23 protein-coding genes and 1 pseudogene are annotated in these 25,007 nt (G+C 47.8%); 20 read left to right on the forward strand and 4 right to left on the reverse strand.

Features of this window, described 5'->3' with window-relative positions:
- Positions 1-34: 34 nt before the first annotated feature.
- The 7 genes from KVG29_RS02590 to KVG29_RS02620 all read left to right on the forward strand — a co-directional run bounded on the left by KVG29_RS02590 (position 35) and on the right by KVG29_RS02620 (position 7,021).
- Positions 35-760, forward strand: a complete 726-nt coding sequence (locus tag KVG29_RS02590; RefSeq protein WP_252226274.1) for a hypothetical protein — start codon at positions 35-37, stop codon at positions 758-760.
- 532 nt (positions 761-1,292) lie between these two features.
- Positions 1,293-1,643, forward strand: coding sequence for a hypothetical protein (locus KVG29_RS02595; protein ID WP_252226276.1), 351 nt, complete (start codon positions 1,293-1,295; stop codon positions 1,641-1,643).
- On the forward strand, positions 1,640-2,500 hold the full coding sequence (locus KVG29_RS02600; RefSeq protein ID WP_252226278.1) for a CBS domain-containing protein: 861 nt from the start codon (positions 1,640-1,642) through the stop codon (positions 2,498-2,500). Before KVG29_RS02595 ends, KVG29_RS02600 begins: the two co-directional genes overlap by 4 nt.
- A 414-nt stretch (positions 2,501-2,914) precedes the next feature.
- A complete protein-coding gene (locus KVG29_RS02605) occupies positions 2,915-4,039 on the forward strand; it encodes a sodium ion-translocating decarboxylase subunit beta (protein ID WP_252226279.1) in 1,125 nt (374 codons plus the stop codon).
- Positions 4,040-4,057: 18 nt separating this feature from the next.
- On the forward strand, positions 4,058-4,204 hold the full coding sequence (locus KVG29_RS02610; protein ID WP_252226281.1) for an OadG-related small transporter subunit: 147 nt from the start codon (positions 4,058-4,060) through the stop codon (positions 4,202-4,204).
- 136 nt (positions 4,205-4,340) lie between these two features.
- Entirely contained in the window at positions 4,341-6,377 is a 2,037-nt protein-coding gene (locus KVG29_RS02615) for a sodium-translocating pyrophosphatase (protein WP_252226283.1), read from the forward strand.
- A gap of 164 nt (positions 6,378-6,541) precedes the next feature.
- On the forward strand, positions 6,542-7,021 hold the full coding sequence (locus KVG29_RS02620) for a DUF134 domain-containing protein (RefSeq protein ID WP_252226285.1): 480 nt from the start codon (positions 6,542-6,544) through the stop codon (positions 7,019-7,021).
- 71 nt (positions 7,022-7,092) lie between these two features.
- Here the strand turns inward: KVG29_RS02620 and KVG29_RS02625 are convergent, their stop codons facing one another.
- Positions 7,093-7,797: an anaerobic ribonucleoside-triphosphate reductase activating protein gene (locus tag KVG29_RS02625; protein ID WP_252226287.1), complete on the reverse strand. Its 705-nt coding sequence runs from the start codon at positions 7,795-7,797 to the stop codon at positions 7,093-7,095.
- Positions 7,794-9,887: a ribonucleoside triphosphate reductase gene (locus tag KVG29_RS02630; RefSeq protein WP_252226288.1), complete on the reverse strand. Its 2,094-nt coding sequence runs from the start codon at positions 9,885-9,887 to the stop codon at positions 7,794-7,796. Before KVG29_RS02630 ends, KVG29_RS02625 begins: the two co-directional genes overlap by 4 nt.
- Positions 9,888-10,269: 382 nt before the next feature.
- Between KVG29_RS02630 and KVG29_RS02635 the strand changes: the two genes are divergently transcribed.
- The 6 genes and pseudogenes from KVG29_RS02635 (at position 10,270) to KVG29_RS02660 (ending at position 15,951) form a co-directional block, all read left to right on the forward strand.
- The gene (locus KVG29_RS02635; RefSeq protein ID WP_252226290.1) at positions 10,270-11,274 is read left to right on the forward strand and encodes a LacI family DNA-binding transcriptional regulator; all 1,005 of its coding nucleotides are present in this window, start codon (positions 10,270-10,272) and stop codon (positions 11,272-11,274) included.
- Between the two features lie 151 nt (positions 11,275-11,425).
- Positions 11,426-11,713 (forward strand): annotated as a pseudogene (locus KVG29_RS02640) (glycoside hydrolase family 38 C-terminal domain-containing protein); the annotation flags it as partial.
- A 362-nt stretch (positions 11,714-12,075) separates the two neighbouring features.
- Positions 12,076-12,801 (forward strand): YebC/PmpR family DNA-binding transcriptional regulator, encoded by a 726-nt coding sequence (locus KVG29_RS02645; RefSeq protein WP_252226292.1) that lies wholly within the window; start codon positions 12,076-12,078, stop codon positions 12,799-12,801.
- Between the two features lie 59 nt (positions 12,802-12,860).
- Positions 12,861-13,586, forward strand: coding sequence for a hypothetical protein (locus KVG29_RS02650; protein ID WP_252226294.1), 726 nt, complete (start codon positions 12,861-12,863; stop codon positions 13,584-13,586).
- 222 nt (positions 13,587-13,808) lie between these two features.
- Positions 13,809-14,780, forward strand: coding sequence for a glutamate 5-kinase (gene proB / locus KVG29_RS02655; RefSeq protein WP_252226295.1), 972 nt, complete (start codon positions 13,809-13,811; stop codon positions 14,778-14,780).
- Positions 14,704-15,951 carry a glutamate-5-semialdehyde dehydrogenase gene (locus KVG29_RS02660; RefSeq protein WP_252226296.1) on the forward strand — a complete coding sequence of 416 codons (1,248 nt, stop codon included), beginning with the start codon at positions 14,704-14,706 and terminating at the stop codon, positions 15,949-15,951. The genes proB and KVG29_RS02660 overlap by 77 nt, the downstream gene beginning before the upstream one ends.
- Positions 15,952-15,979: 28 nt before the next feature.
- On the opposite strand, the gene argH is transcribed toward KVG29_RS02660, so the two are convergent.
- Positions 15,980-17,359, reverse strand: coding sequence for an argininosuccinate lyase (gene argH / locus KVG29_RS02665; protein ID WP_252226298.1), 1,380 nt, complete (start codon positions 17,357-17,359; stop codon positions 15,980-15,982).
- Entirely contained in the window at positions 17,356-18,576 is a 1,221-nt protein-coding gene (locus KVG29_RS02670) for an argininosuccinate synthase (protein ID WP_252226300.1), read from the reverse strand. Before KVG29_RS02670 ends, argH begins: the two co-directional genes overlap by 4 nt.
- A gap of 234 nt (positions 18,577-18,810) precedes the next feature.
- Here KVG29_RS02670 and ruvC point away from each other — a divergent pair, with 234 nt between their 5' ends.
- The 7 genes from ruvC (at position 18,811) to KVG29_RS02705 (ending at position 24,739) form a co-directional block, all read left to right on the forward strand.
- Positions 18,811-19,326, forward strand: coding sequence for a crossover junction endodeoxyribonuclease RuvC (gene ruvC, locus KVG29_RS02675; protein ID WP_252226301.1), 516 nt, complete (start codon positions 18,811-18,813; stop codon positions 19,324-19,326).
- Between the two features lie 107 nt (positions 19,327-19,433).
- A complete protein-coding gene (gene ruvA / locus KVG29_RS02680) occupies positions 19,434-20,033 on the forward strand; it encodes a Holliday junction branch migration protein RuvA (RefSeq protein WP_252226302.1) in 600 nt (199 codons plus the stop codon).
- Positions 20,034-20,077: 44 nt separating this feature from the next.
- Entirely contained in the window at positions 20,078-21,067 is a 990-nt protein-coding gene (gene ruvB / locus KVG29_RS02685; RefSeq protein WP_252226472.1) for a Holliday junction branch migration DNA helicase RuvB, read from the forward strand.
- 329 nt (positions 21,068-21,396) lie between these two features.
- A complete protein-coding gene (queA, locus tag KVG29_RS02690) occupies positions 21,397-22,425 on the forward strand; it encodes a tRNA preQ1(34) S-adenosylmethionine ribosyltransferase-isomerase QueA (RefSeq protein ID WP_252226303.1) in 1,029 nt (342 codons plus the stop codon).
- A gap of 97 nt (positions 22,426-22,522) precedes the next feature.
- Complete coding sequence (tgt, locus tag KVG29_RS02695; protein WP_252226304.1) at positions 22,523-23,644, forward strand: tRNA guanosine(34) transglycosylase Tgt; 1,122 nt, start codon at positions 22,523-22,525, stop codon at positions 23,642-23,644.
- 222 nt (positions 23,645-23,866) lie between these two features.
- Positions 23,867-24,169 carry a preprotein translocase subunit YajC gene (yajC, locus tag KVG29_RS02700; protein WP_252226305.1) on the forward strand — a complete coding sequence of 101 codons (303 nt, stop codon included), beginning with the start codon at positions 23,867-23,869 and terminating at the stop codon, positions 24,167-24,169.
- A 159-nt stretch (positions 24,170-24,328) separates the two neighbouring features.
- Positions 24,329-24,739, forward strand: a complete 411-nt coding sequence (locus tag KVG29_RS02705) for a TIGR04086 family membrane protein (protein WP_252226306.1) — start codon at positions 24,329-24,331, stop codon at positions 24,737-24,739.
- Positions 24,740-25,007: the final 268 nt, after the last annotated feature.

A 25,007-nucleotide genomic window follows, 5' to 3' on the forward strand; every position in this document is an offset into this window, starting at 1 on the left:
TCGGACATATACTGTGAGAAAAGGAGGTTTGAAAATGTCTTTCTATTCATATAAAAATCAGGGCAATGAACGGTGTCCTAGTCGGATCGGCTTTGATGCATGTAAAAAGATAATCGAAAAGGTGTGCATCCAAGTAAATAAAGTATATGATGCTTGTCTCCAGCAGGAAACTTTAAAGGATATAAGGATTACGGTAAAAGACATATGCGGTGATTGGAGGGACTTTACACCGCCATTTACCTTCATAGGTTGCAGAAGCACCAGCGTGAAAGGCAAATTGGTAGGAACCCAGATTACCAGGCTGCCGGATCGCCCAAATTTTGCAAGGATACAAACTAAAGTAGAGATTCCGGTGGAGGTAATTTTTGAGGATGCAAAAGGCAATAGGGGTATTGGTAACAGCACTATAGTTGTTCCAAAGGATGTAATACTCTTTGTACCGGATGAATCGGTAATTCCCTTCCAGTTGGAGAGTATTGTTAACGCTATGTGCGTATCAGGCAAGGCGCTGCACGGTGACGTTTTGAGGTTTGAGGTTGATGTATGCATCACCATCATTCTGAAGATTGTAGCCAAGGTTGACCTGCTGGTACCTTCGTTTGGGTTTTGCGAGATTCCTCCCTGTGAAGAATTTGCAGAGAATCTCTGCGAAGAATTCTTTAGGCTTCCGCTGTTTCCGCCACAACTTGAAGATGTACGCGATAACGCTCGATCTTCCAATCCGCGTTTGTACTCCCAGGAGGACGAGCAGGAGGAGTAGCCTTGTATAACAAAAAGACGGAAAGGACATTTATGTCCTTTCCGTCTTTTTGGGGGGTCATAATGGTATGCTTAGTATATCATCTTGAGGGTTAGCACTACCAAGAGGCAACATATTACAACAGAAAAGAATACTATTACGCTTTCACGCTCTTTAGGTGTCAACCTGTATTCATTTGGAGGAGCAAATTTTCTGTGCCTGCTAAACAGCTTTTTTAGGCCACATAAGAGTGCCATCATTTACACTCCTTTTTAGCTCCATATTTGTATAAAATTTTACATTGTATGTTTTTATTTTAAATTATTGTAGGTTTAAATACAATAGGGCTTTGGTATTATTTGTCGTATTTTGTAGGAGGATTTGCTTACGTAAAATGGGACTTAAGTTATGGGTTAACATGCTTATGCTCATTTTTCCCTTGTATTATTCATAGAAATGTATTACAATAACTAGTAAAGTAGGTCTAACATCATAGGTATTAAGTCCTAAATTGAGGCTGTAAGGGGTTTCTGGTGGGGAAGGAGTATTTACTATGGCTGATTCATCAGTCAGTTCTAAAAAGATGGAAATAACCTTGAGGTTGTCTGAGTTTGAAATGCCCCCAATGCAGGATGCGCTTATAATAGGTCGCAAGGCACCTATCGGTTTTGAGGCTGCCAAGAGGATGGTGGATATTATATCTCCCAACCAATATGAGGTTATAAAGGTACAACACCCTACTATAGAAGCAGTGGTGATTCGAAAGGCCCTTATGCAAATGGTGGCTTGCGATCGTCTTATTTCCCTTATATTGGAAGAAGGAGGGAAGGTGGCTAACGAAGCAACTATTTTTAAGGTTCAGCTGAGTATTGTGTTGTGTGTTAGCAAAACCGTTGAGCTATGATTACGACGGTGTCCTCCATAATGGAAAAAGACCTCATTACAATTGAATCGATGGACAGCGTGGATAATGCTCGGCAAGTAATGGCTCAGAAGAGGATTGGATGTTTGCCGGTAATGGAGAATGGGCGTTTGGTAGGCATTATAACCACCTGGGATATCATATCCTCTCATCCTAACCGGTTGGTGGCTGATGCCATGACTGCGCCTCCCATTTATGTTAAGCCTACGGCTTCATTATGGGAAGCAAAGGAAAAAATGGATAAATATTGTATAGAAAGATTGCTGGTAGTAGAGAAAGGACAGCTTATAGGTTTGGTTACAAAGACCAGGCTTTATTTTGAGATTGCCAAGCATTTTGATATGCTTACCCAGTTAAACAAAAAGGATTATATAATCTATGAAGGGGTTAAACTGCTCAGAAATGGCAAAGAAGTATCCATAATATTTATAGATATTGATGGTTTTGGCATCATTGACAAAGAATATGGCCATATATTTGGGGATCTGATACTGAAGGAAATAAGCGATTTGCTTAAAGCCAAAGTACCTGCTGATTGTTTTTTATGCCGCTACGGCGGTGATGAATTTGCCGTGTTGACCCCTTATAAAAAAGAGCGATGTATAGAATTGGCCAAGGAGCTTTTGAACGTCATATCGCAGCATGAGTACAGCATCAAAGTAAATATTACGGCTTCTGCCGGCATTTCAGGAGGCAGGCGAGAAAAAAGCCGCTTTTCTGGGGATTATGTAGACGATATGGAAAATCTTATCAATCTTGCCAGCCTGGCATCTACTAGCGCTAAAAGGAATAAAGTGCCTTTGGTGATTGCTGAGGGTTTCATACCTAGTAAAACGTAAAAAAATCTCGATTGCTCGGAATTTTTGTAAAATGAATTTAAAAAGCGTTTAAAAAAAGTAATGGAGTACTATTGCATTTATTCGGCGATATGATATAATTGCACTAGTGATTTTGTGGAGGGACCAGGATATGCAGCTTAAGGAGGGGGTATTGTCAAGCTTCATATACCGCTTGTATCTATACTGATGGGCATATCCGTCAGTTTTTCTATTTATAGCGGTAAAATCTTTCAAAATTACTGTGTTTTGCTGATTTTAACGGTATTGATGGGTAAGCTGAAGGGAGGCGATATGCGTCTTTTAACCGGTCGAAAGGCATAGATGTTCTCTGCTGAGTATTTTATGATGGTTTTATTTTTTGAGGTCAACATATACTAAAAATTTACAATTTAGTTTGATTTATGGAGGTAGATTATGGATAAGCTGTTTGTGGGGTTTGCTCATATAGGTTTACAACAGATAATCATGTATGCAATAGGCGGTTTCTTAATCTATCTTGCAATTAAGAAAGAATACGAGCCAATGCTGTTGCTGCCTATAGGCTTCAGCACTATATTGGTCAATCTGCCGCTTTCTGCGGTTTTAGAGTATGAAGGCACTCCAGGGGTGCTAAAGATATTGTTTGATGCCGGCATTCAGACTGAGCTTTTCCCGGTGTTGATCTTTATAGCCGTTGGGGCCATGATCGATTTTACCCCTCTCCTTGCTAATCCCAAGATGCTCTTCTTTGGCGCTGCAGCTCAGTTTGGGATATTTGCTACAACAGTCATCGCGCTGTTGGTTGGAGCTGACAGCCTTAAAGTTGCTTCGGCCATAGGGATTATAGGAGCTGCCGATGGTCCCACAGCCATCTTTGTGGCAAGCAAGTTTGCACAGAAATACCTTGGGCCTATAACGGTGGCGGCGTATTCCTACATGTCTCTTGTTCCCATCGTTCAACCGCCCGTAATCAGGCTTTTGACTACAAAAGAGGAACGTATGATCAGAATGGAATATAAGGATGTCAAGGTGCCCAAGCGTGTCAAGATTTTGTTTCCTATATTTGTTACAGTTATTGCAGGCATTATAGCGCCTATAAGCGTGCCGCTAGTGGGTCTCTTGATGTTCGGTAACCTGATAAGGGAATCCGGAGTGCTGGAGAGGCTTTCTAAGGCGGCTCAAAACGAGCTGGCAAATATTGTAACCATATTGCTGGGAATCACCATCGGTTCGACGATGGTTGCAGAGGACTTTCTGCAGCCCATGACGCTGGTCATCCTTCTGGGTGGACTGGGAGCTTTCATATTCGACACGGCGGGTGGCGTGCTGTTTGCTAAGTTCCTGAACCTTTTCCTCAAGAAGAAGGTCAATCCCATGGTGGGGGCAGCTGGTATATCGGCATTTCCAATGTCTGCAAGGGTTATTCAGAGGATGGCACAGAAGGAAGACCCTTCGAATTTCATACTTATGCATGCAGTCAGCGCCAATGTGGCGGGCCAGCTGGGCTCCATAATCGCAGGGGGATTGATCTTAGCACTGGTGCCGCTTTTGGCAGGTTAAGCTGGGAGGTGTGATGGTATGCTTGAAAGCATTGCACATGCGTCGGACCTTACTAAATCCCTTTTTCTCATGGTAGTTGGGGTAGCAGGCGTTTATACCACTTTGGCGCTTTTCTACCTGATGGTAAAGATATTGATGAGAGCCTTTAAAAACCATGATGCTTAAAAAGATCAAATTTTGCTGCAGGGCTTGCGTTTGTAAACGTGCGGTTGCTTGAGTGGCAGAAGCAGCTGTGCTTTGCAGGCGGGAGACCGTGCGGCATAAGCTTTTAAAAAATTTTTAAAGGAGAGGAGAATGGAAGGTGTTTTGGGTTTACGCAGCTATCGTAGTGTCAGTTGCCTCCTTTTTGCTTGCAGGATACCTGTACCAATGGGTAAAACGGCAACCAGGCGGCGACAAAGAGGCTGAAGAGATTGCACAGCTTATAAGGCGCGGAGCCAGTGCCTTCCTCCGGAGGGAGTACAAGATACTGGCTGTATTTGCATCAGTGCTGGCATTCTTAATTTTACTTTTCCTGCCCCATCCTATATGGAAGAGTAACTTTTGGACCAACTTTAGAATGGCTCTTACTTTCCTATTTGGTGCCTCGCTTTCGGCGACGGCAGGTAAGATCGGTATGGACATTGCTACCATTGCCAATTTGAAGTCGGCTGTGGCCTCCAAGAAGGGTATAGCCCCCGCTTTTGAAGTGGCCTTCAAGGGCGGAGCTGTTATGGGTATGGCTGTGGTGGGCTGCAGCTTGTTTGGAGCATCCATACTGTATCTCCTCACCAAGGATCCCAATACAGTATTGAGCTTTAGCTTTGGTGCAAGTACGCTGGCGCTTTTTGCTAAGGCGGGGGGTGGAATTTATACCAAAACCGCTGACGTGAGCGCTGACCTGGTGGGTAAAGTTGAGCTGGGGATCCCAGAGGACGACCCAAGGAACCCGGCGGTAATAGCAGATAACGTAGGTGATAATGTCGGTGACGTGGCCGGCATGGGCGCTGACCTGTTTGACTCCAACATAGCTTCCATCGCGGCTGCTATGGTTATAGGTTTGTCCCTCGGCCAGCAGCATATGGTGTTCTGTTATGCTACTTTAGGTTTGCTGGCCTCTATACTGGGCGTGTTGTTCATAGGCATGGGCAAGCACAAAGATCCTGGCAAGGCTTTGAACACAGGGACTTATATTACCACCGTATTGTTTGCGGTTTTGACGCTTGTGGTATCTTTGGCCTTCAAGTATGATTTGCGAATCTGGGGCGCTACCATGGTAGGGCTCATTGTTGCCGTTATCATTGGTATCACCTCGGACTATTTCACAGGGGACGGCAAAAAACCTGTTGAGAAAGTGGCTAAGGCATCCAGCATAGGGCCGGCTTTCACTATCCTCAGCGGTTTCTCCTATGGATTGTTGAGCTGCTTCCCAGCGCTGCTGGGTATCGGCTTTTCGGCGCTGGTAGCCTATAAGCTGTGCGAACCTCTGGGAGCAAGCTATGCCATGTTTGGTATAAGCATGGCAGCCATAGGCATGTTATCTGTTGTAGGAATGATCATTTCAAACGACGCCTTTGGTCCAATTGTGGACAATGCACGCGGTCTGGTTGAGATGGCCAAGATGGGAGATGATGCTCTGGTCATCAGCGATGAGCTAGATGCTGCTGGAAACACCGCCAAGGCTATAACCAAAGGGTTTGCCATTGGTGCAGCAGGGCTCACCGTCATCGCATTGCTTGGAGCTTATCGAGAGACGGTAATGAATGTGACGGGCTCCGACATAAGTTTCAATATAATGAATCCGCTGGTATTCTTTGGCATAATGGTAGGGCTGGCGGTACCGGCTGTCTTTGCTGCCATGTTGATGCTGGGTGTTGACCGAAACGCTGAACGAATGGTGGCCGAAATCCATCGCCAGTTCGAGACCATACCCGGCCTTAAGGAAGGCAAAGAGGGTGTCAGGCCCGAGTATGAGAAGTGCATCGATATCGCAACCATAGGTGCCATAAAAGAGTTGATTCCTGCCGGTTTGATGGCCATCGTGGTGACGCTGGTGGTAGGGTTTATTGGAGGAATCCATGCAATTGGCGGATTTCTAACCGGAAACATAGTATCTGGTCTGTTCCTGGCTCTGTTGATGGCTAACTCCGGTGGTCTGTGGGATAACTCCAAGAAATACATCGAGACAGGGGTTCACGGCGGTAAAGGGTCGGATGCCCACAAGGCTGCCGTTATCGGCGATACCGTCGGTGACCCATTCAAGGATACCGCTGGACCATCGCTTAATACTCAGGTGACCGTGGTTTCCTTGATATCCTCCCTGGCGGCAACCCTGTTTATAGCCTTCTCGCTGTTCTGATAAGCTAGAAGGTGGCTTTAAGCAGTGACTTGGTCGGTGTACAGCTTGGGCTGATGTAAAGTTTCCAAGGGGGATCCCGCCCGTCTCAATGATGGGCGGGATTTTTTATACCTGGTTAACCAGCGCGTTATGTGCTAAAATAAGCAAGGAAGGAGCGTGAAGTTATGGCAAGACCCGTCAAGTGGCGAAGGGTGGAATTTATACCCAACGTCAGGCATTTTATACCCGTCGACGTGCCGCAGAGTGAAGTTGAAGAGAACATACTTCAAATAGAGGAGCTGGAAGCGCTGCGCCTCAAGGACTTAGAGGGATTGGATCAGGAAGCCTGTGCTGAGAGAATGGGCATTTCACGCCAGACCTTCCAGCGCATCTTAAACAGCGCCCGTGAAAAGGTGGCCGATTCCCTGGTCAACGGCAAGGCTATAAGGATTGGAGGAGGGTACTTCACTCGAAATATATGCAGGGTTTATTGCCGTCAATGCATGGCCCAGTGGGATGAAAGCTATGAGAATTTTTCTAAGATTAAAGAAGGGGTTTATACATGCCCACATTGTGGTTCAAATGATGTGGTGTGCCATGTACCTCCAGGGCAGGGTATGGGGTTTTGCCGTGGCCATTGCTGGAGGCACGGGCACAGGGGATAGGCTTTGGCGTTCATGTAAATAGTGGAAGCCTTCAATCAGATGATTTGTCAGCTCCTATTCTATTCCTGTGATTACTCTACTCCGCGCGTAAGGCATGATTCCAGCAGTGGAGCTATCTCCGATATCGTTTCGGCGAAAACATGAGGGGGATAGGGAGTGCGGTAAAGCCGTATATCCTCTATCCTTTTCTGTTTTTGTGGTATTCTGAACTGCTGCAGTACATACCGCTTTGCGCCCCTTATCGTTCGGGCAATTTCCAGTATATCATCCTTATTCAGGTTGGGCACGAAGGTGGTGCGGAACTCGTAGTCGCACCCGGCGTTCATTATAATCTCTATGCTTTGCTGGATGCTGGTGATGTCAACTTCCACTCCGCAGATCTCGTTGTACTTCTCAAACGGGGCCTTTATATCCATGGCGATGTAGTCCACCAAATTCTTGTTTATCAGTTTTTCGAGCACAGAAGGGCGGGTGCCGTTGGTATCCAGCTTTACCAGGTATCCCAGCCCTTTTATTTTTACGATAAATTCTTCGAGGTCGGGCTGAAAGGTGGGCTCCCCGCCGCTTATTACCACCCCATCAAGGAATGAGCGGCGGGCGTCAAGAAACCGCATTACGTCGTTTATATCATATGTCACATCGATGTTTTCCGGATTGATTATATGGCGGTTGTGGCAGAAGTAGCAGTTCAGGTTACACCCGGGGGTAAACACCACTGCAGCGATATTGCCCGGATAATCCACGAATGAGTTCTTTTGTATGCCAGCTATCCTCATAACGCCTCTTCCCGTATTTTAAATTTCTTGCGGTCATAATACTCACGCTTTTTGCCGGGATTGTAGTTTTGTACCGGCCTTAAATAGCCCGTCACCCTTGACCACACCTCTGTCTCGGCTCCGCATTGAGGACACTTGAAATGCTCTCCCTTTATATACCCGTGCTGGTTGCATATGCTGAAGGTGGGAGTGATGGATATATAGGGTATTTTGGATTGGGTGAAGATCTTTTGGATGAGCTTTTTGGCCACGGCAGTATCCTCTATCTGCTCGCCTAGGTAAAGGTGCAGCACTGTTCCCCCGGTATACAGCGACTGCAGCTCATCCTGTAGAGCCACCACCTCGAATATGTCGTCGGTATAGCCCACCGGCAGCTGGGTGGAGTTGGTGTAGTAGGGCGTTTCATCGTCCCCTGCGGTTATTATGTCGGGATATCTGCTTTTATCTAGCCTGGCCAAGCGGTAGGCTGTGGCTTCAGCCGGCGTAGCTTCCAGGTTATAGAAGTGGCCTGTCTCCTTTTGCAGCTCTATGAGCAGGTCACGCAGATAGTGCATGATCTCTATAGCGAAGGCCTGCCCTTCTGGAGTGGTGATGTCCTTGCCCATGAAGTTGAGCAGCGCCTCGTTCATGCCCACAATGCCGATGGTGCTGAAGTGGTTATACCAGTACTGTCCTGTGCGCTCCTTTATATGGCGTAGGTAGTGGGTGGAATAAGGGTAAAGGCCTTTTTCGGACTGCTGTTCGATGACCTTTCTCTTGATCTCCAGGGCGGTCTTGGCAATCTGGACCTGCCTCCACAAGCGGGATTTGAACTCGCGCTCGGATGAGGACAGGTATCCTATTCTGGGGAGGTTTATGGTTACCACACCAATGGAGCCGGTCATGGGATTGCTGCCGAAAAGGCCACCACCGCGCTTCCTGAGCTCGGTTATATCCAGCCTCAAACGGCAGCACATGGATACAGCGTCTTCAGGGGACAGGTCGGAATTTATGTAGTTGGCAAAATACGGTATGCCATACTTGCAGGTGATCTTCATGAAATCTTCGACCACCGGGCTGTCCCAATCGAAGTTCGGGGTAACATTTATGGTGGGGATGGGGAAGGTGAATACCCTACCCTTTGCGTCGCCTTCCAGCATGACGTCGCAGAAGGCACGATTGAACATATCCATTTCTTCCTGGAACTCACCGTAGGTTTCGTTCATCATTTGGCCGCCTATTATGACGGGCTGATCGCGCAGGGTAGAGGGCACCTTGATATCAAAGGTCAGGTTGGAAAAGGGACACTGGAACCCCACCCGCGTGGGTACGTTGATGTTGAATATGAACTCCTGGATGCACTGGCGCACCTGGCTGTAGGTCATCTTGTCATAGCGGATGAAAGGAGCGCAGTAGGTGTCAATGCTAGACCAGGCTTGAGCTCCCGCAGTCTCGCCCTGGGTGGTAAAGGTGGAGTTCACAATCTGCCCCAAAAATGAGCGGAGGTGTTTGGCGGGTTTGCTCTCAACCTTGCCTGGTACTCCACCGAATCCCTCAAGCAAGAGCTGGCGAAGGTCCCACCCGGCACAGTAGGGGCCAAAGAAACCAAGGTCATGGATATGGCAATCGCCGCTTTCGTGTGCTTCCCTGACTTCCTGGGGATAGATTTCGTGCAGCCAGTAGTTTTTGGTAAACACCTCGCGCACGTAATTGTTGAGGCCATTTACGCTTTTGTGGGTGTTTGCGTTTTCCTTTATCTGCCAATCCTTATCGCCCAGATAATTTGAAAATATCTCGATGGTGGCACCGATCAAGGCGTTTAGATTTCTGGCATTTCTTCTCTTTTCACGATACAATATGTACGCCTTTGCCGTTTGAGCGTGGCCGTTTTCAATAAGCACCTTCTCTACGATGTCCTGTATTTCTTCCACATCGGGGATTTTGCTGCCGAACTTGAGGTTGGCTATGTCAACCACCTGACGGCACAGCTCTTCGGCACGATTAAAGTCATTACCTCCGCATGCCATAGCCGCTTTGAATATTGCCCAGGTAATCTTTTCGGGCTGAAATTTTTCAATCCTTCCATCTCGCTTGCGAATCTGCGTTATCATGGCATCCAATCTCCTTTCAAAAGCATAGATCGATTTTTTTATCTGACGTCAAACTCTTCAGCCAATTCCCCGGGGATCGATGGCTCTTGAATGACCATTGTTTGTCTCGCTTTTGTTCGCACCGTTTTATAAGCCTTATTATGCCTGTTTAGAGATTTATGATGAAATACTATATATTGGTGTCTTAATTTTAGCACACACAACTAATTGTGTACATGACCATTAGGGTTGGTTATAAGGTATCTTATGTCTATAGCTGTGAATAGCTCGGGTAAATTTGTTTTTTTTAAAAATAGCGTAAATTTTTATTGACACTGCCATGCGATTGTGATACCATGACAATTGAAGTGGGAACGTTACCAGAATGGGAGCTGGTTTACAGATGTCACCTACCATCATAGATATCGCCAAAATGGCCAACACCTCAAAAAGCACCGTTTCAAGGTATCTCAATGGAGGAAAGGTAAGGGCATCTACTGCCAAGAGGATAGAAGAGGCCATAAGGAAGCTTAAATATAAGCCAAACGTCAATGCAAGGCGATTGGTTCTCAATAAGACCAATGTGATAGGCGTTGTGGTAGATGACATCTCCAACATATACTATTCTGGAGTATTGGCTGGGATACAGGCCGTGGCCTCTCAGTATGGCTATGTCTGTACCTTTTATAGCCGTGCTGCTTACAAGAAGGATGAGAAGGATTATCTTGATCTGTTTAAGGAAGGCCAGGTGGATGGATTAATTTTGGGAACGTTCCAAATTAGAGATCCTGAAGAGATGGAACACATCGCTGAATCAGGATATCCCATTATTTTTATAGGTGACAACGCGTCGAATTCGGCGGTTAGCTCCATAGACATCGATAATGTTCAAGGAGTAATCGATATTATCAAATACCTGCATTCTTTGGGCCACAAGAGAATAGCCCATCTTAGAGGACCTTCCAATATGAGCGCTGCAAATTTGAGGCTGGAAGGTTTTGTAAAGGGCATGAAGAGTTGCGGCCTGGAACCTGATCCCGAATTGATCATAGAGTCGGATTGGACGGTTGAAGGAGGATATACAGCTACAAATAAGCTGTTGGATAGAGCAAAATTCACCGCTCTGGTATGTTCGAACGATTACTGTGCCAACGGTGCCATAAAGGCCATACAGAGCAGGGGATTGAGGGTGCCAGAGGATATCTCGGTTACAGGCTTTGACAATAGCATTTTGGCCGAATACACCTCTCCGCCTATAACGACGGTCAAACAGCCGTTTTATGATTTGGGCAAGATAGCGGTCAAGCACCTGGTGGACATCATGGAAGGCGATATACCCCTTAAGACTGCTATATTGCTGCAGCCTATAATGGTGATAAGGTCATCGTGTGGCAAGGCTCCATGGTAATAAAGGCTGATCGCGGATTTGCCTTCCTGGAGCGGAGAATGGGTCTCGGCGTGGAATGTAGGGTAAATTGTTGATACGGTGCATGCCGTCTTGGACTTTTTTACTGACGGAGAACATAGAGAGCATATACGAGCTGTCAAAGAGGGAGGATATGCCTGAGCTGGTATTCAGCACACCAGAAGAGTTCTTTGCTCAGATAGAAGATTCAGGCATTGATTTTCCTGTGGTACACGATGAACTTAGGCAGAATACCTTTGAGATTCCTTATGGGTGTATAACGAGGTGTGACGATGGCAGAGAGCAGCCGGGACAGTCATGGGTAGATGTAACCGGCATTATGCCCGGCACCTCCAATAGATACGGCGTAAGCATAATAAACGACGGGAAATACAGTTTTGATATATCCAACAATGTATTGGGAATGACCGTGCTCAGAAGCCCTGTGTATGCAAACCATGACCCGTACAAGCCCTATGCCGATGAAGACTATTCATTCATAGATCAGGGCCTGCAGCATTTCAGCTACAAGATACTCCCTCATGATGGCGGTTGGGAAGAGGCTGGCACGGTAAAGAAGGCGGCCCTTTTCAATCAAAAGCCGGTGGTAATAGTTGAAACCTATCATGAAGGCACGCTGGCGCAAAGGCATTCGTTCCTGACGGTGGACGTGGATAACGTCATCGTCGAGGTTGTGATTTGTTTTATTAACCGCGATGGCTGTAAAAACCAACCTCTTCACAGTTTGATGAACTTATGCTATTATAGGAAAGAAATAAGCGTCAGTTCAGGAGGTTGCATGCTATGGCTGGACATTCAAAATGGGCAAACATCAAGCACAAAAAGGAAAAGACTGATGCTCAAAAAGGCAAGTTGTTTACCAAGCTTGGCAGGGAGATTGCAGTGGCTGTCAAGGAGGGAGGAAGCAATCCTGAAACAAACCCCAGGTTGAGGGACGCCATCGCCAAAGCTAAAGCGGCCAACATGCCCAGTGAGAACATCATGAGGACCATTAAGAAGGCCGCCGGCGAGTTGGAGACGGTAAATTACGAAGAAGTCGTCTATGAAGGATATGGCCCCAATGGTGTGGCCATAATTGTTGAAGCCTTGACGGATAACAGGAACAGGACGGCCAGCGACATCCGCCACATATTTGAGCGCCACGGGGGAAACCTGGGAGCTGCTGGATGTGTGGCATGGATGTTTGACCGAAAGGGGCTGCTGGTCATAGAGAAGGATGAAAATACAGATGAAGAGGAGCTTATGCTGCAGGCTTTGGAGGCCGGCGCCGAGGATATATCCGATGAGGGGGACGTATTTGAGATCATTACAGCCCCGTCGGATTTTTCCAATGTAAGGGAGCAGCTTGAAAAGGCGGGATACTCGTTTGTGACCGCTGAGATAGCCATGATTCCCCAGAACTATGTGGAGGTCAATGAGGAGGCTAGCAATAAGGTGATGAACCTCATTGAAAAGCTGGAAGACCATGATGACGTACAAAACGTATTTACAAATCTGAAGATGGAATAATATATGGTCATTGCGATTTGTATATGTTGAACTGCTATCCGTTCAATGGAAGGTGGCGGGTGCGACAAGGCCCAGCGGCTTTGAGCGACGCCACCGCTACAGGCCCCAATCTCACGTGGCCTATGTATAACAAGTGTAAAAAATGGGAACACTATAATCCAAATCCATATTTTGGAGGGATTATAGTGTACATCGGCCGAAAGAGTGTTTTTGTGGGCGTGGTGGCGTTGATGATACTGGGAATGGTAATGGGCTATTCTTATACCCTTCTAACGGAGATGTTTCAGGAAGAAGAGCGCATTGGCAACGAGAAGCCACAAGTGAACAAGGCAGGCGCACTGTCGGACTCTTTTGAACATCTGGCAGCGGTCAAACCACCTCAGATCACATCCCAGGAGACTACCTTTATCTTTGAGAGGACGTATAAGAGTTGTGGCCACAATTCAATTTCTTATAGGTCCGCAACTGCAGAAGAAGCCGGGCTTTCAAAAGAACAGATTGAGAGCACGTATTCTTCGTGGGCTATAAAAGAGTTTTCGCCATCAATTGTGTGGCTGTGTGAGGAAGTCGACGGTTACTGTCCCAATCATTATATCATAAGGGAGAAGAATGGCCGCATAGCCATCTACCGGCCTCTTGAAGATGGCCAGGGCGTTTATCTGGTACACCAAACAAACATCGATACGGCGTTTTTGAATGCTGACATTCAAGAGCGCATAAAGGAAGGGTGGGTAGTGGATTCCTTGGAACAGGTGGAGCTGCTGATGGAGAGCTGGGACAGTTGAGCGCTCTTTTTTCGTGTAGCGGCAATAGCCTGCTGACATAATGATATTTTTGGAAGGGCTTTGTACGATACAGTTTGCCTATTTCTCAGTTGCTACCAGGTCAAGATGGCTTGATTTTTGCAGCTTAATCTATATCTTAACTTCAGGCAAATTTCGTTTTTAGCAGTAAAATGGATTTTTTTACAGTAGAACCAAATTAATTTAAAAGAAGGGGTAAGCAATATGGGGGATGTTGTAGAGGAGAAGAAGGATGAGGAAATAGCCGGGGAAACAGGCTGTGTGAGCAACAAAGTAAAGTCCAAGGATGCAAAGGGCGTCATAGAAAAGATAAAAAACGCTAAAACCGTTGTGGTAAAGGTGGGAACATCCACCATTACTCACCACAATGGCACTATAAACCTGCTGGTGGTTGAAAAGCTGGTCCGTGCCTTGTCGGACTTGAAAAACGAGAACAAGAATGTAGTGCTGGTCACCTCTGGTGCCATAGGCGTAGGGTGTTCCAGGATGGGGCTTAAAAAGAAGCCGGAATCGCTGCCGGAGAAGCAGGCCCTGGCTGCCATAGGCCAGGTTAATTTGATGCATGTGTATTCAAAGCTGTTTAGCGAGTACGGCCAAATAGCCTCTCAGATCCTGCTTACCAAGGATGTAATAGAGAATGAGGAGAGAAAGCTCAATGCCATTAACACTTTCAATACCCTGTTCAGGTACGGAAGCATTCCCATAGTAAATGAGAACGATACAGTAGCCACCGAGGAGATCGAGTTCGGGGACAACGATACGCTGTCGGCAGTGGTGGCAGTGCTTGTGAGGGCAGACCTTTTGATACTGCTTTCGGATATAGATGGATTGTATGACAAAAATCCCAAACGCCATCCCGACGCAAAGCTCATCCCGGTTGTCTACGGCATAACCCGCCAGATCGAGCAGAACTGTCAGAACACCGACAACAGCTTCGGCACCGGTGGAATGATAACAAAGCTGGCTGCTGCCAGGATATGCAACAGCCACGGCATACCCATGGTCATCGCAAACGGGGACAACCCCTACAACATATGCAGGATCATAAATGGAGAGCCTGTGGGGACCATTTTTGTCCCTAACGGAGAGGAGGATGAAGATGAGCGAAGTGCTGGAGAAGGCCAAAAAGGCCAAGGCAGCTGCTGCCCAGCTGGCCAAGCTATCATCCAGCGTTAAGGACAAGGCACTGGAGATGATGGCTCAGGCCCTTGAGGATCAAACCGATTTTCTCATCCAGGCCAATAAACCCGATGTGGAGGCAGCTGTACGAAACGGCAAACCCAAGGCTTTTGTTGATCGCTTGACCCTCAATGAAAAGCGCATAAAGGATATGGCCGATGGGCTCAGGGTGGTGAAATCACTCCCAGACCCGGTGGGAGAGGTAGTGGCCATGTGGCGGCGGCCAAACGGCTTGCTCATCGGGCAGCGCAGGGTGCCATTGGGCGTTATAGGAATCATATACGAGTCCAGGCCCAATGTGACGGCCGATGCAGCTGGATTGTGCCTTAAGACCGGCAATGCAGTCATACTCCGCGGGGGTTCTGAGGCCATTCAATCCAACAAGGCCATCGTGAAAGTCTTGGCCCAGGCAGCTTATGAAGCTGGCATTCCTGAAGGGGCCATTCAGCTCATCGAGGATACTGATCGGGCCAGTGCACGGCAGCTCATGCGTTTAAACGGATTGGTGGATGTGCTCATTCCCAGAGGCGGTGCCGGGCTTATAAAAGCCGTGGTTGAGGAAGCCACCGTACCCGTCATCGAAACGGGAGTGGGCAACTGCCACGTATATGTGGACGGCGAATGCGATCAGGACATGGCGGTGAAAATCATAGTAAATGCCAAGACGCAGAGGCCGGGGGTTTGCAACGCTGCTGAAACGCTGTTGGTGGATAAAAGGATTGCGGCCGAGTTTTTGCCCAAGGCGGTTAAAGCTTTGCGCGAGAAGGGTGTCGAGATTCGTGGATGTGAAAAGACACTGGAGATTATTCCCGATGCCGTGCCTGCTACTCCGGAGGATTGGGATACCGAATACCTGGACTATATACTGGCTGTCAAGGTGGTGGACGGGGTTGACGAGGCCATACGCCATATAGAGCTGCACGGAACGGGCCACTCTGAGGCTATCGTCACCTCTAACTATTTTAAGGCCCAAAAATTTTTGGATGAAGTGGATGCTGCTGCCGTTTATGTCAATGCGTCGACGCGCTTTACCGACGGATTCGAGTTTGGCTTTGGGGCGGAGATAGGCATAAGCACGCAGAAGCTGCACGCCCGGGGCCCCATGGGGCTTAAGGAGCTTACCACCATCAAGTATGTAATATACGGCAACGGACAGATAAGGGAATGATGATTAAAGGGCGCTTATTTGCGCCCTTTTATTTTTGCTGCTCAAACCATTTGCGAGCTTCTTCAATGGCCTGCGAGACGGCGGCGGGAGCAGGGCCGCCCGGCAGATTCCTGCGGCTTACGCAGTTTTTGAGCGATATTGCATCATAGATATCCTGGTCAAACTTGTCAGAAAACTGCCGGTATTCTTCTAATGTCAATTCCTCCAGAACTTTGCCGTTTTGTATGCAGTAAAGCACCACTCTTCCCACTATGTGGTGGGCATCGCGGAATGGAACGCCCTTGGTCACCAGGTAATCGGCTGCATCGGTGGCGTTGATGAATCCCCTTGCGGCTTGTTTGAGCATGTTTTCAGGATACACCTTTATGGTCTTGAGCATGCCGGTAAACACCGAAAGGCAGCTTTTGACGGTGTCTACGGCATCGAAGAGGGCCTCCTTGTCTTCCTGCATGTCCTTGTTATAGGCCAGCGGAAGTCCCTTCATAGTCGTAAGCAATGCCACCAAGTCGCCGTATACCCTGCCGGTTTTTCCGCGTATCAGCTCGGCCACGTCGGGGTTTTTCTTCTGCGGCATTATGCTGCTCCCCGTGCTGTAAGAGTCGTCCATCTCGATGAACTTGAATTCATCGGTGGACCACAGTATGAGCTCCTCGCAAAACCGGCTCAAATGCATCATTATTATGGACGCACAGCTTAAGAATTCCAGCACGAAATCCCTGTCGGCAACGGCATCCATACTGTTGCGCGATATGCTGGAAAAACCCAGCTGCTGTGCTACGTAATGCCTGTCAAGCGGGTAGGTGGTCCCGGCCAGGGCCCCCGAGCCCAGAGGCATTACATCCACTCTTTTCAACGCGTCTTTCAGCCGCTCTATATCGCGACGAAACATCTCAAAGTATGCCATTAGGTGGTGCCCCAGCGTAACCGGCTGAGCTTTTTGAAGGTGGGTATAACCCGGCATGATGGTCTCCCTGTGCCTATCCGCGAGGGTGAGTAGCTGTTCTTCAAGCGCCAGGAGGAGCTTTATTATCTCATCAATGGCTTCTTTGGTGTACATCCTGGTGTCCAGTGCCACTTGGTCATTGCGGCTTCTGGCCGTGTGCAGCTTTTTCCCAACCTCTCCTATCCTTTCGATGAGTAACGATTCTATATTCATGTGTATGTCTTCGCTGGTGATGCTGAAAGTCACCTTACCCTCTTCGATGTCTTTCAGTATCTGTCTCAGCCCATCGCAGATGGCTTTTGCCTCCTGGGGAGATATAATCCCCTGCTTGCCCAGCATTGTGGCATGGGCTATGCTGCCCAGTATGTCCTGCCTGTATAGGCGGTGGTCAAAGTGGATGGAGGAGTGAAAGTCGTCTACCTCCCTGCTGGTCTCCTTCTCAAAGCGTCCGCCCCATAGCTTCATGAATCAAGACCCTTTCTCTTTTCCCTTAAAAGTGCCTGAACTTTAAGCGGAAGCCCGAACAAATTGATAAAGCCTTCTGCGTCTTTCTGGTTGTATACGCTGTCTTCTCCGAAGGTGGCCAGCTCTTTATCATACAGGGAGTGTGGCGATTCAACCCCAGCGGGTATGCAATTTCCTTTATACAGCTTGAGCCGTACACGGCCGGTTACGTTTTCCTGTGTGCTGTCTACAAAGGCCGACAATGCCTTTCTAAGAGGCGTGTACCACTTTCCGTCGTATACCAGCTCTGCAAACTTGAGGGCTACATGCTGTTTGTAGTGTAGGGTATCGCGGTCCAGCGTGATGCTCTCGAGTATGCCGTGAGCTGTATAGAGTATAGTTCCACCGGGGGTCTCGTATACCCCTCTGGATTTTATGCCTACCAGGCGGTTTTCCACTATATCTACTATTCCAATTCCGTGCCTGGCGCCTATTTCGTTTAACCTCTGTATAAGCTCTACGCTGTCGTACCTGCTGCCGTTGACCTTTACGGGAGTGCCCTTTTCAAATTCTATCTCCACATATTCGGGCTCATCTGGGGCCTTATGAGGAGGTGTGCATATGAGATAAACATGATCCCCTGGTTCATTCCACGGGTCTTCCAGGTCGCCACCCTCATGGCTGAGGTGCCACAGATTTCGATCCATGCTGTAGGGATGCTCTTTGGTAACCGGTACAGGGATGTTTCGTGCACGGGCGTAATCTATCGCGTCCTCCCTTGATTTTATATTCCACATTCGCCAGGGGGCTATGATTTTAAGGTGTGGATTTAATGCTTTAATGGTCAGCTCGAACCTCACCTGGTCATTGCCCTTGCCGGTGGCTCCGTGGGCTACCGCCACTGCGCCTTCCTTTTCGGCTATCTCTACGAGGCGCTTGGCAATAACCGGTCGTGCAAAAGATGTGCCCAGCAGGTACTTGCCTTCGTATATCGCGCCTGCTTTCAGGGTGGGGAATATGAAGTCTTCTACGAATTCCTTTTTTAGGTCCTCTATATAGACCTTGCTGGCACCGCTCTTGATGGCCTTTTCCCTTAAAGGTTCCAGCTCTTCACCCTGTCCTACGTCGCCTACCATTGCTATCACTTCGTAGTCAAAATTCTCTTTGAGCCAGGGAATTATGATGGATGTATCCAGCCCTCCGGAGTAGGCCAGTACCACTTTCTGCTTTTCAGCCATGTGCTTCAACCTCCGTTTGTTTATTTTCAATAATTATACAGAAAATCGTATATTTATGCAATAACTCATTAGTGTAGGCGCTGCAATTCGAATTTTCCCTGTGGATTTGTACAGGGGAGGATTGCAATCCAACAGTTGTGGTTGACACAGAGCCGAAAAAATCATAATATTACTATAGCGCATTTGATAATGTGTGGCAATAGTGCGCTACAAATATTATTTTGGAGTGGATTTATGCTAGTGCTTGGAATAGATCCGGGGATGGCCATTCTGGGCTATGGGTTGGTCAAGCAGGATGGCAATTCCTTGAAGGTCATCGACTACGGAGTTGTGAATACGCCATCCGATATGGACACGCCTCATCGTCTTGTAGCCATCTTTGATTCGGTATGTGAGCTTATAGATCGCTATATCCCTCAAGCAGTGGCTGTGGAGGAGCTATTTTTCAACAAAAACGTCAAGACGGCCCTTGCCATAGGCCATGCCAGAGGGGTGGCCGTGCTGGCTGCCGCCCTCAAAGGGCTTGAAGTGTACGAGTATACTCCCTTGCAGGTCAAACAGGCGGTGGTGGGCTACGGCAGGGCCTCCAAACAGCAGGTGCAGCAGATGGTCAGGATGCTGCTTAATTTGCCGTGTGTACCAAAGCCGGATGATGCCGCCGATGCCCTGGCTGTGTCGATATGCCACATTCATTCGGCAGTCCTGAAAGACAAAATGGAAAGGGCTGGCTTTTCAATGTATGAAAAATAAATGTAAGGATTAAATCGCATATAAACATCTATATGCCTTGCAGTCTGTGAAAGAGGAGCACTGAAAAGTATGCTTTTGAGAGGAGAGTTTTCGATAGGAGAGATGGTATGTTTGCTTATTTGAACGGTACGCTTGTAGAAGTTGGGCCACAGCATGTGGTGCTGGATGTTCAGGGTATTGGGTTTCATATAATCGTTCCATCTTCTGTGGCGTCCAAACTGCCTTCCAGAGGAAATGAGGTTAGGCTGTATGTGCACCTCAACGTCCGGCAGGACAGCATGGAGCTGTATGGCTTTTTAAACCGCGAGGACAAACTGTTGTTTGAAAAGCTCATATCGGTATCGGGCATAGGGCCCAAAGCCGCGATTTCCATGCTCTCGGCTTTGTCGTCCACTCAGCTGGCTCTGGCAATTGCCACCGGAGATGTAAAGGCTTTGAGCGCTGCCCCGGGTATCGGTAAAAAGACGGCACAGAGAGTCATATTGGAATTGAGGGAAAAGATTGACAGGGAAGTGGTGGAGAGCTCTCCGATGGTGGACGATGAAGTGGTTGCTGCGCAAGGGATAGAAAAGGAGGCGCTGCAGGCGCTGATGGCGCTGGGATATCAAGCTGTTGAGGCTCAGCGCGCTGTGGATATGGTAAAGAGTCAGGCGCAGGATACCGCAACTCTGGTGAAGCTGGCGTTGAAAGCCCTGGATAGAAGGTAGGGGTGAATGCATTGGCCGAGCAGGAAAATAGGATCGTGACTTCCATGAAGCTTCATGAGGATAGCGAGGTTGAGCAGACCTTAAGGCCCAGGACCCTTGATGAATACATAGGTCAGGAAAAGGTAAAGGAGCAGCTCAGGATATTTATACAGGCTGCCTTGAAAAGGGGCGAGCCTTTAGACCATGTTTTGCTGTATGGACCCCCTGGATTAGGCAAGACCACGCTGGCTTCCATAATCGCCAACGAGATGGGGGTGGGCATCCGCATAACCTCCGGCCCGGCCATAGAAAGGCCGGGAGACCTGGCAGCCATACTCACCAACCTAAGCGACGGCGACGTGCTGTTCATAGATGAGATTCACAGGTTGAGCAGGAGCGTTGAGGAAATCCTCTATCCGGCCATGGAGGACTTTGCTCTGGACATCATAATAGGTAAAGGCCCCAGTGCCCGTTCGATACGCCTTGACCTTCCTAAGTTTACGCTGGTGGGGGCTACCACCAGGGCGGGGATGCTGACTTCTCCACTCAGGGATCGTTTCGGGGTGATACACCGCCTGGAGCTTTATACCACTGAAGAGCTGACCAGGATAGTCATTCGGTCGGCTGGTATCCTGGGGATTCCAATAGACCCCGAGGGAGCCCGGGAGATTGCTGCACGGTCCCGCGGTACGCCCCGGGTTGCAAATCGCCTGCTCAAGCGAGTGAGGGATTTTGCGCAGATCAAGGCCGATGGGGTAATCACCCAAGATGTTGCCAGGGAGGCTCTTGATCTGCTTGAAGTGGATTCGGTGGGCCTGGATGAGGTTGACCGAAAGATTTTAAGGACCATCATCGAAAAGTATAACGGTGGGCCGGTGGGGCTGGATACGCTGGCTGCCTCAACCGGCGAGGAAAGCACCACCATCGAGGACGTGTACGAGCCATTCCTGCTTCAGATGGGGTTTATTGCCCGTACCCCTCGCGGCAGGGTGGTCACACCCCTTGCCTACCGCCACTTAAAAATCCCTTATCAGGAGCAGCAAAGGATGATATGATGATATTGATGATATAATGTGTTATACAGGTATTGGCTGGTGCCGACAAGGAGTCTTAATCCTTTTGAGATATAATTATGAGTTTATTTTAGTGTAAAAAGTTTATTTTGCTGCTCAAAACGAAATTTGCGAAAGTGCAACCGCAAAAAAGTCGCTTGATACCGCAGCAATTTTGAATCAAAAATGACCAGTAAGCGAAAATTGTAAGGTGAAGCGTTACTTTATCAAGCGAACACTCCGCAGATTAAGTTTGCAACAAAGTCAATTATTAATTATTGAGGCTGGAAACAATAAATATACGAAATAGGAAGTGAAGGTGAGGTAGCAAGTTGAAGGTAGAAGATTTTGATTATTACCTCCCAGAGGAGCTGATAGCCCAATCGCCGGCAGAAAAACGGGATGAGTCACGCCTGCTGGTTTATCATCGCGATACCGGCAAAATCGAACACAGGATATTTAAGGATATAGTAGAGTATTTGTACAAAGGCGACTGCTTGGTCATCAACGATACGCGGGTAATTCCGGCACGGCTCCTGGGCAGGCGGGCCGATACCGGCGGTAAAATTGAGTTTGTGTTGCTCAATCAAATAGACGATAAACGATGGGAAGTTTTGGTGAAACCTGGCCGAAGGGCGCAAATAGGTTCTGTTTTCGTGTTTGGAGATGGGCTGCTTGAGGCTAGAGTCCTTGACAGGACTCCTGAAGGTGGCCGTATAGTGGAGTTTCAATATGAGGGCGTCTTCAACGAGATTCTAGACAAGGTGGGAATTGTGCCGCTTCCGCCCTACATTCGAAAGCAAATAGATGACCCTGAACGGTACCAGACCGTGTATGCTAAGCATCGCGGGTCAGTGGCAGCGCCCACTGCAGGACTTCATTTTACTATCCCGCTGCTTGAGAAAATCCAGGCTTCGAGGGTGAATATCGTCAGGATAACCCTTCATGTGGGTCTGGGGACTTTCCGTCCCGTGAAAGTGGACAATGTAGAGCAACACCGGATGCACGAGGAGTATTACAGGATCAGCGAGGAGGCCGCACGGATCATAAATGAGACTAAGGAAAGAGGTGGTCGCGTGATTGCAGTGGGGACCACTTCCACAAGGGCCCTTGAATCTTCGGCTGATGACAGCGGAAGGGTGCATCCAACCGAAAGGGGTTGTACTGACCTGTTCATCTACCCGGGCTATAAGTTCAAGGTGGTGGATGCGCTCATCACCAATTTCCATCTACCTAAGTCTACCCTGCTCATGCTGGTGAGCGCTATGTGCAGCCGTGAAGAGATACTCAGGGTGTATCAGGAGGCCATAAAGGAGAGATACCGCTTCTTCAGCTTTGGGGATGCCATGCTGATACTTTGAAAGTGTTTTATTAATATGCTTTGACATTTGATATGGTATAGCCCGTGTTTTTTGTAAAATTTAAGGATGTTGGAATTTTTGCAGTGTGAGGTGAAACATGAGCTTTAGGTTTGAGGTTATAAAGGAGTGTTCAAAAACCGGTGCAAGGCTGGGCAGAGTATATACCCCTCACGGTAGTTTCGAGACTCCCATATTTATGCCAGTAGGCACTCAGGCTACGGTGAAGGCTTTGACGCCCAGGGACCTCAAAGAGATAAATGCCCAGATAATACTGGCCAATACTTATCACCTGTATTTGCGGCCGGGACATGAGCTGATCAGACAGGCCGGTGGCTTGCATAAGTTCATGAACTGGGACAGGCCCATACTTACTGATAGTGGTGGCTTTCAGGTATTCAGCTTGGCCGATTTAAGGGAGATAACCGATGAGGGGGTATACTTTCGCTCGCACCTGGATGGTTCAAAGCATTTCATAAGCCCTGAAAAGGCCATAGAGATCGAAAATGCGCTGGGTGCAGACATCATAATGGCCTTTGACGAGTGCGTGCCCTATCCTTGCGATTATGAAACTGCGAAAGATGCCGTTGAGAGGACGACTAGGTGGGCTAAACGCTGCAAGGCCGCTCACCAGCGGGAGGATCAGGCGCTTTTTGGCATCATTCAAGGCAGCGTTTTTCGCGACCTTAGGCTTAGAAGCCTTGAACAGCTGCTGGAGCTGGATTTCCCCGGATACGGCATAGGCGGGCTTAGCGTGGGTGAGCCTAAGCCGGTGATGTACGAGATTCTGGAACACATAACGCCTGCCATGCCAAAGGATAAGCCCAGGTATTTGATGGGTGTGGGTTCGCCCGATTGCTTGATCGAAGGGGTTATAAGAGGAGTGGACATGTTTGACTGCGTGCTTCCCACCAGGACGGCCAGGACGGGTTTGGCCATGACCAGCCGCGGAAAGGTGATGCTGCGCAATGCGCCATATCAGTGGGACTTTGGCCCTCTTGATCCCGAATGCGATTGTTACACCTGTAAAAACTTTTCCCGCGCTTACTTGAGGCACCTTGTGAAAGCGCGGGAGATACTGGCTGCCATATTGATCAGCCTTCACAACGTGAGATTCTTGATACGGCTTATGGAGGAGATAAGGGAGGCAATAAGGAATGACCGCCTACTTGAGTACAGGGAAAGCTTTTTTGAAAAGTACGGGTATAATAATGAAGAATAAATATAGACGGCTTAAAGTAAGGCTGGTTCTTGGAAATTTTGTTTTTGGCAATGCTGAAAAAGATAAAAAGCAAATTGGCAGGATTTGATTTTTGTGTTATACTTATTCTGACAGCATGATGAATCTTTAACGGTTTAAGCGAATGAGTGAAAGCACATTTGGTGAATATGGTTTTTAGAAAATAGACGTAATATTCTAATTTTTAGAAAGGAAGGGAAGGATATGCCTCCACAGGAAGCGAGCACCACGGCACTTTTGATTCAATCCTTGCTCCCCTTTGTGATGCTGATAGTAATCTTTTATTTTATGATTATCAGGCCTCAAAGGAAACGGGAAAAAGAGACCAGGGAGATGTTGGCCTCTTTGAAAGTAGGGGACAATGTCACTACCATAGGTGGAATTTGCGGGAAGATAGTGCGCATCCGCGATGACATCATTACCATAGAGGTAGGGCCAGACAAGGTGAAGCTGGTACTCGAGAGATGGGCTATCCGCAGCGTAGACAGGCCTATTTCGGCGGATTGATTGAACTGTTCAGATAGGTATCTAGTTTTTCAGGCTTTATCTGTCGTTTGTGAATGGGTAAAGCCTTCTTATTTTTGTGCCCTTTTGCTTGTCATACTTTGCACCTGCACGGCATAAAAGTAAAGTGAGAAAGCAATGTGAAGGGATGGGGAGAGCAAGATGAGGAGCATCAAAAAGAATTCCGTGCAGGTCGATAGAAACAGCGTTATATACAGCGGCCTGATGATATTGAAGGCCTCGCTTCTAGCGGTTATAGTAACTCTTGTGGGTTTTCTGATATTTGCTGTAGTGATGAAGCTGGCAAATCTGCAGGAGACTATAATCCCGCCGGTAAATCAGGCCATTCGCATAATAAGCATTGCCTTAGGCGGTGCCGTTGCAGCCCGTAGCAGCCGCACAAGAGGCTGGCTCAAGGGTGCGCTGACAGGGTTTCTGTATATTGTATGGGCCATTGCGATAAGCGCCATATTCGGAGGCAAATACGCTTTTGATACCGTACTCTTATCGGATGCTTTGTTGGGCATCGTAGTGGGGGCCATTGGGGGAATCATAGGTATAAATCTTGAATAGGGTAAAAATGCGAAAACGCTTTGTGAAGATTGACAAATTAGAGGTGTATCTTATATACTTTAGGTGTGCTTTAGGTGTGAGTGCTGCATAGATACTGTCACGACGCAGAGAGTATTGAGATAGAGCTGTGATGCGTAGCCAGTAATTGCGAAGGAGTAGAAGAGAAAGAATGAAGAACTCGATATAGTCCATTATGATTCATTAAGAAATGATTCTTTAAAGAGTCATATTGATAAATATGGAAAGATTTTTTACTACCGTGAAAAAA

Origin of the sequence: Caldicoprobacter algeriensis (genome assembly GCF_023838525.1) — a bacterium.
Lineage (GTDB): Bacteria > Bacillota > Clostridia > Caldicoprobacterales > Caldicoprobacteraceae > Caldicoprobacter > Caldicoprobacter algeriensis.

Coding starts and splice junctions, on each gene's coding strand:
- KVG29_RS02625 (WP_252226287.1), bottom strand. CDS start 7,797: ATGAGGATAGCTGGCATACAAAAGAACTCATTCGTGGATTATCCGGGC.
- ruvA (WP_252226302.1), top strand. CDS start 19,434: ATGTTTGCTTATTTGAACGGTACGCTTGTAGAAGTTGGGCCACAGCAT.
- yajC (WP_252226305.1), top strand. CDS start 23,867: ATGCCTCCACAGGAAGCGAGCACCACGGCACTTTTGATTCAATCCTTG.
- ruvB (WP_252226472.1), top strand. CDS start 20,078: ATGAAGCTTCATGAGGATAGCGAGGTTGAGCAGACCTTAAGGCCCAGG.
- KVG29_RS02600 (WP_252226278.1), top strand. CDS start 1,640: ATGATTACGACGGTGTCCTCCATAATGGAAAAAGACCTCATTACAATT.
- KVG29_RS02705 (WP_252226306.1), top strand. CDS start 24,329: ATGAGGAGCATCAAAAAGAATTCCGTGCAGGTCGATAGAAACAGCGTT.
- KVG29_RS02670 (WP_252226300.1), bottom strand. CDS start 18,576: ATGGCTGAAAAGCAGAAAGTGGTACTGGCCTACTCCGGAGGGCTGGAT.
- KVG29_RS02590 (WP_252226274.1), top strand. CDS start 35: ATGTCTTTCTATTCATATAAAAATCAGGGCAATGAACGGTGTCCTAGT.
- KVG29_RS02630 (WP_252226288.1), bottom strand. CDS start 9,887: ATGATAACGCAGATTCGCAAGCGAGATGGAAGGATTGAAAAATTTCAG.
- KVG29_RS02660 (WP_252226296.1), top strand. CDS start 14,704: ATGAGCGAAGTGCTGGAGAAGGCCAAAAAGGCCAAGGCAGCTGCTGCC.
- ruvC (WP_252226301.1), top strand. CDS start 18,811: ATGCTAGTGCTTGGAATAGATCCGGGGATGGCCATTCTGGGCTATGGG.
- proB (WP_252226295.1), top strand. CDS start 13,809: ATGGGGGATGTTGTAGAGGAGAAGAAGGATGAGGAAATAGCCGGGGAA.
- KVG29_RS02605 (WP_252226279.1), top strand. CDS start 2,915: ATGGATAAGCTGTTTGTGGGGTTTGCTCATATAGGTTTACAACAGATA.
- KVG29_RS02620 (WP_252226285.1), top strand. CDS start 6,542: ATGGCAAGACCCGTCAAGTGGCGAAGGGTGGAATTTATACCCAACGTC.
- argH (WP_252226298.1), bottom strand. CDS start 17,359: ATGAAGCTATGGGGCGGACGCTTTGAGAAGGAGACCAGCAGGGAGGTA.
- KVG29_RS02645 (WP_252226292.1), top strand. CDS start 12,076: ATGGCTGGACATTCAAAATGGGCAAACATCAAGCACAAAAAGGAAAAG.
- KVG29_RS02595 (WP_252226276.1), top strand. CDS start 1,293: ATGGCTGATTCATCAGTCAGTTCTAAAAAGATGGAAATAACCTTGAGG.
- KVG29_RS02610 (WP_252226281.1), top strand. CDS start 4,058: ATGCTTGAAAGCATTGCACATGCGTCGGACCTTACTAAATCCCTTTTT.
- tgt (WP_252226304.1), top strand. CDS start 22,523: ATGAGCTTTAGGTTTGAGGTTATAAAGGAGTGTTCAAAAACCGGTGCA.
- KVG29_RS02635 (WP_252226290.1), top strand. CDS start 10,270: ATGTCACCTACCATCATAGATATCGCCAAAATGGCCAACACCTCAAAA.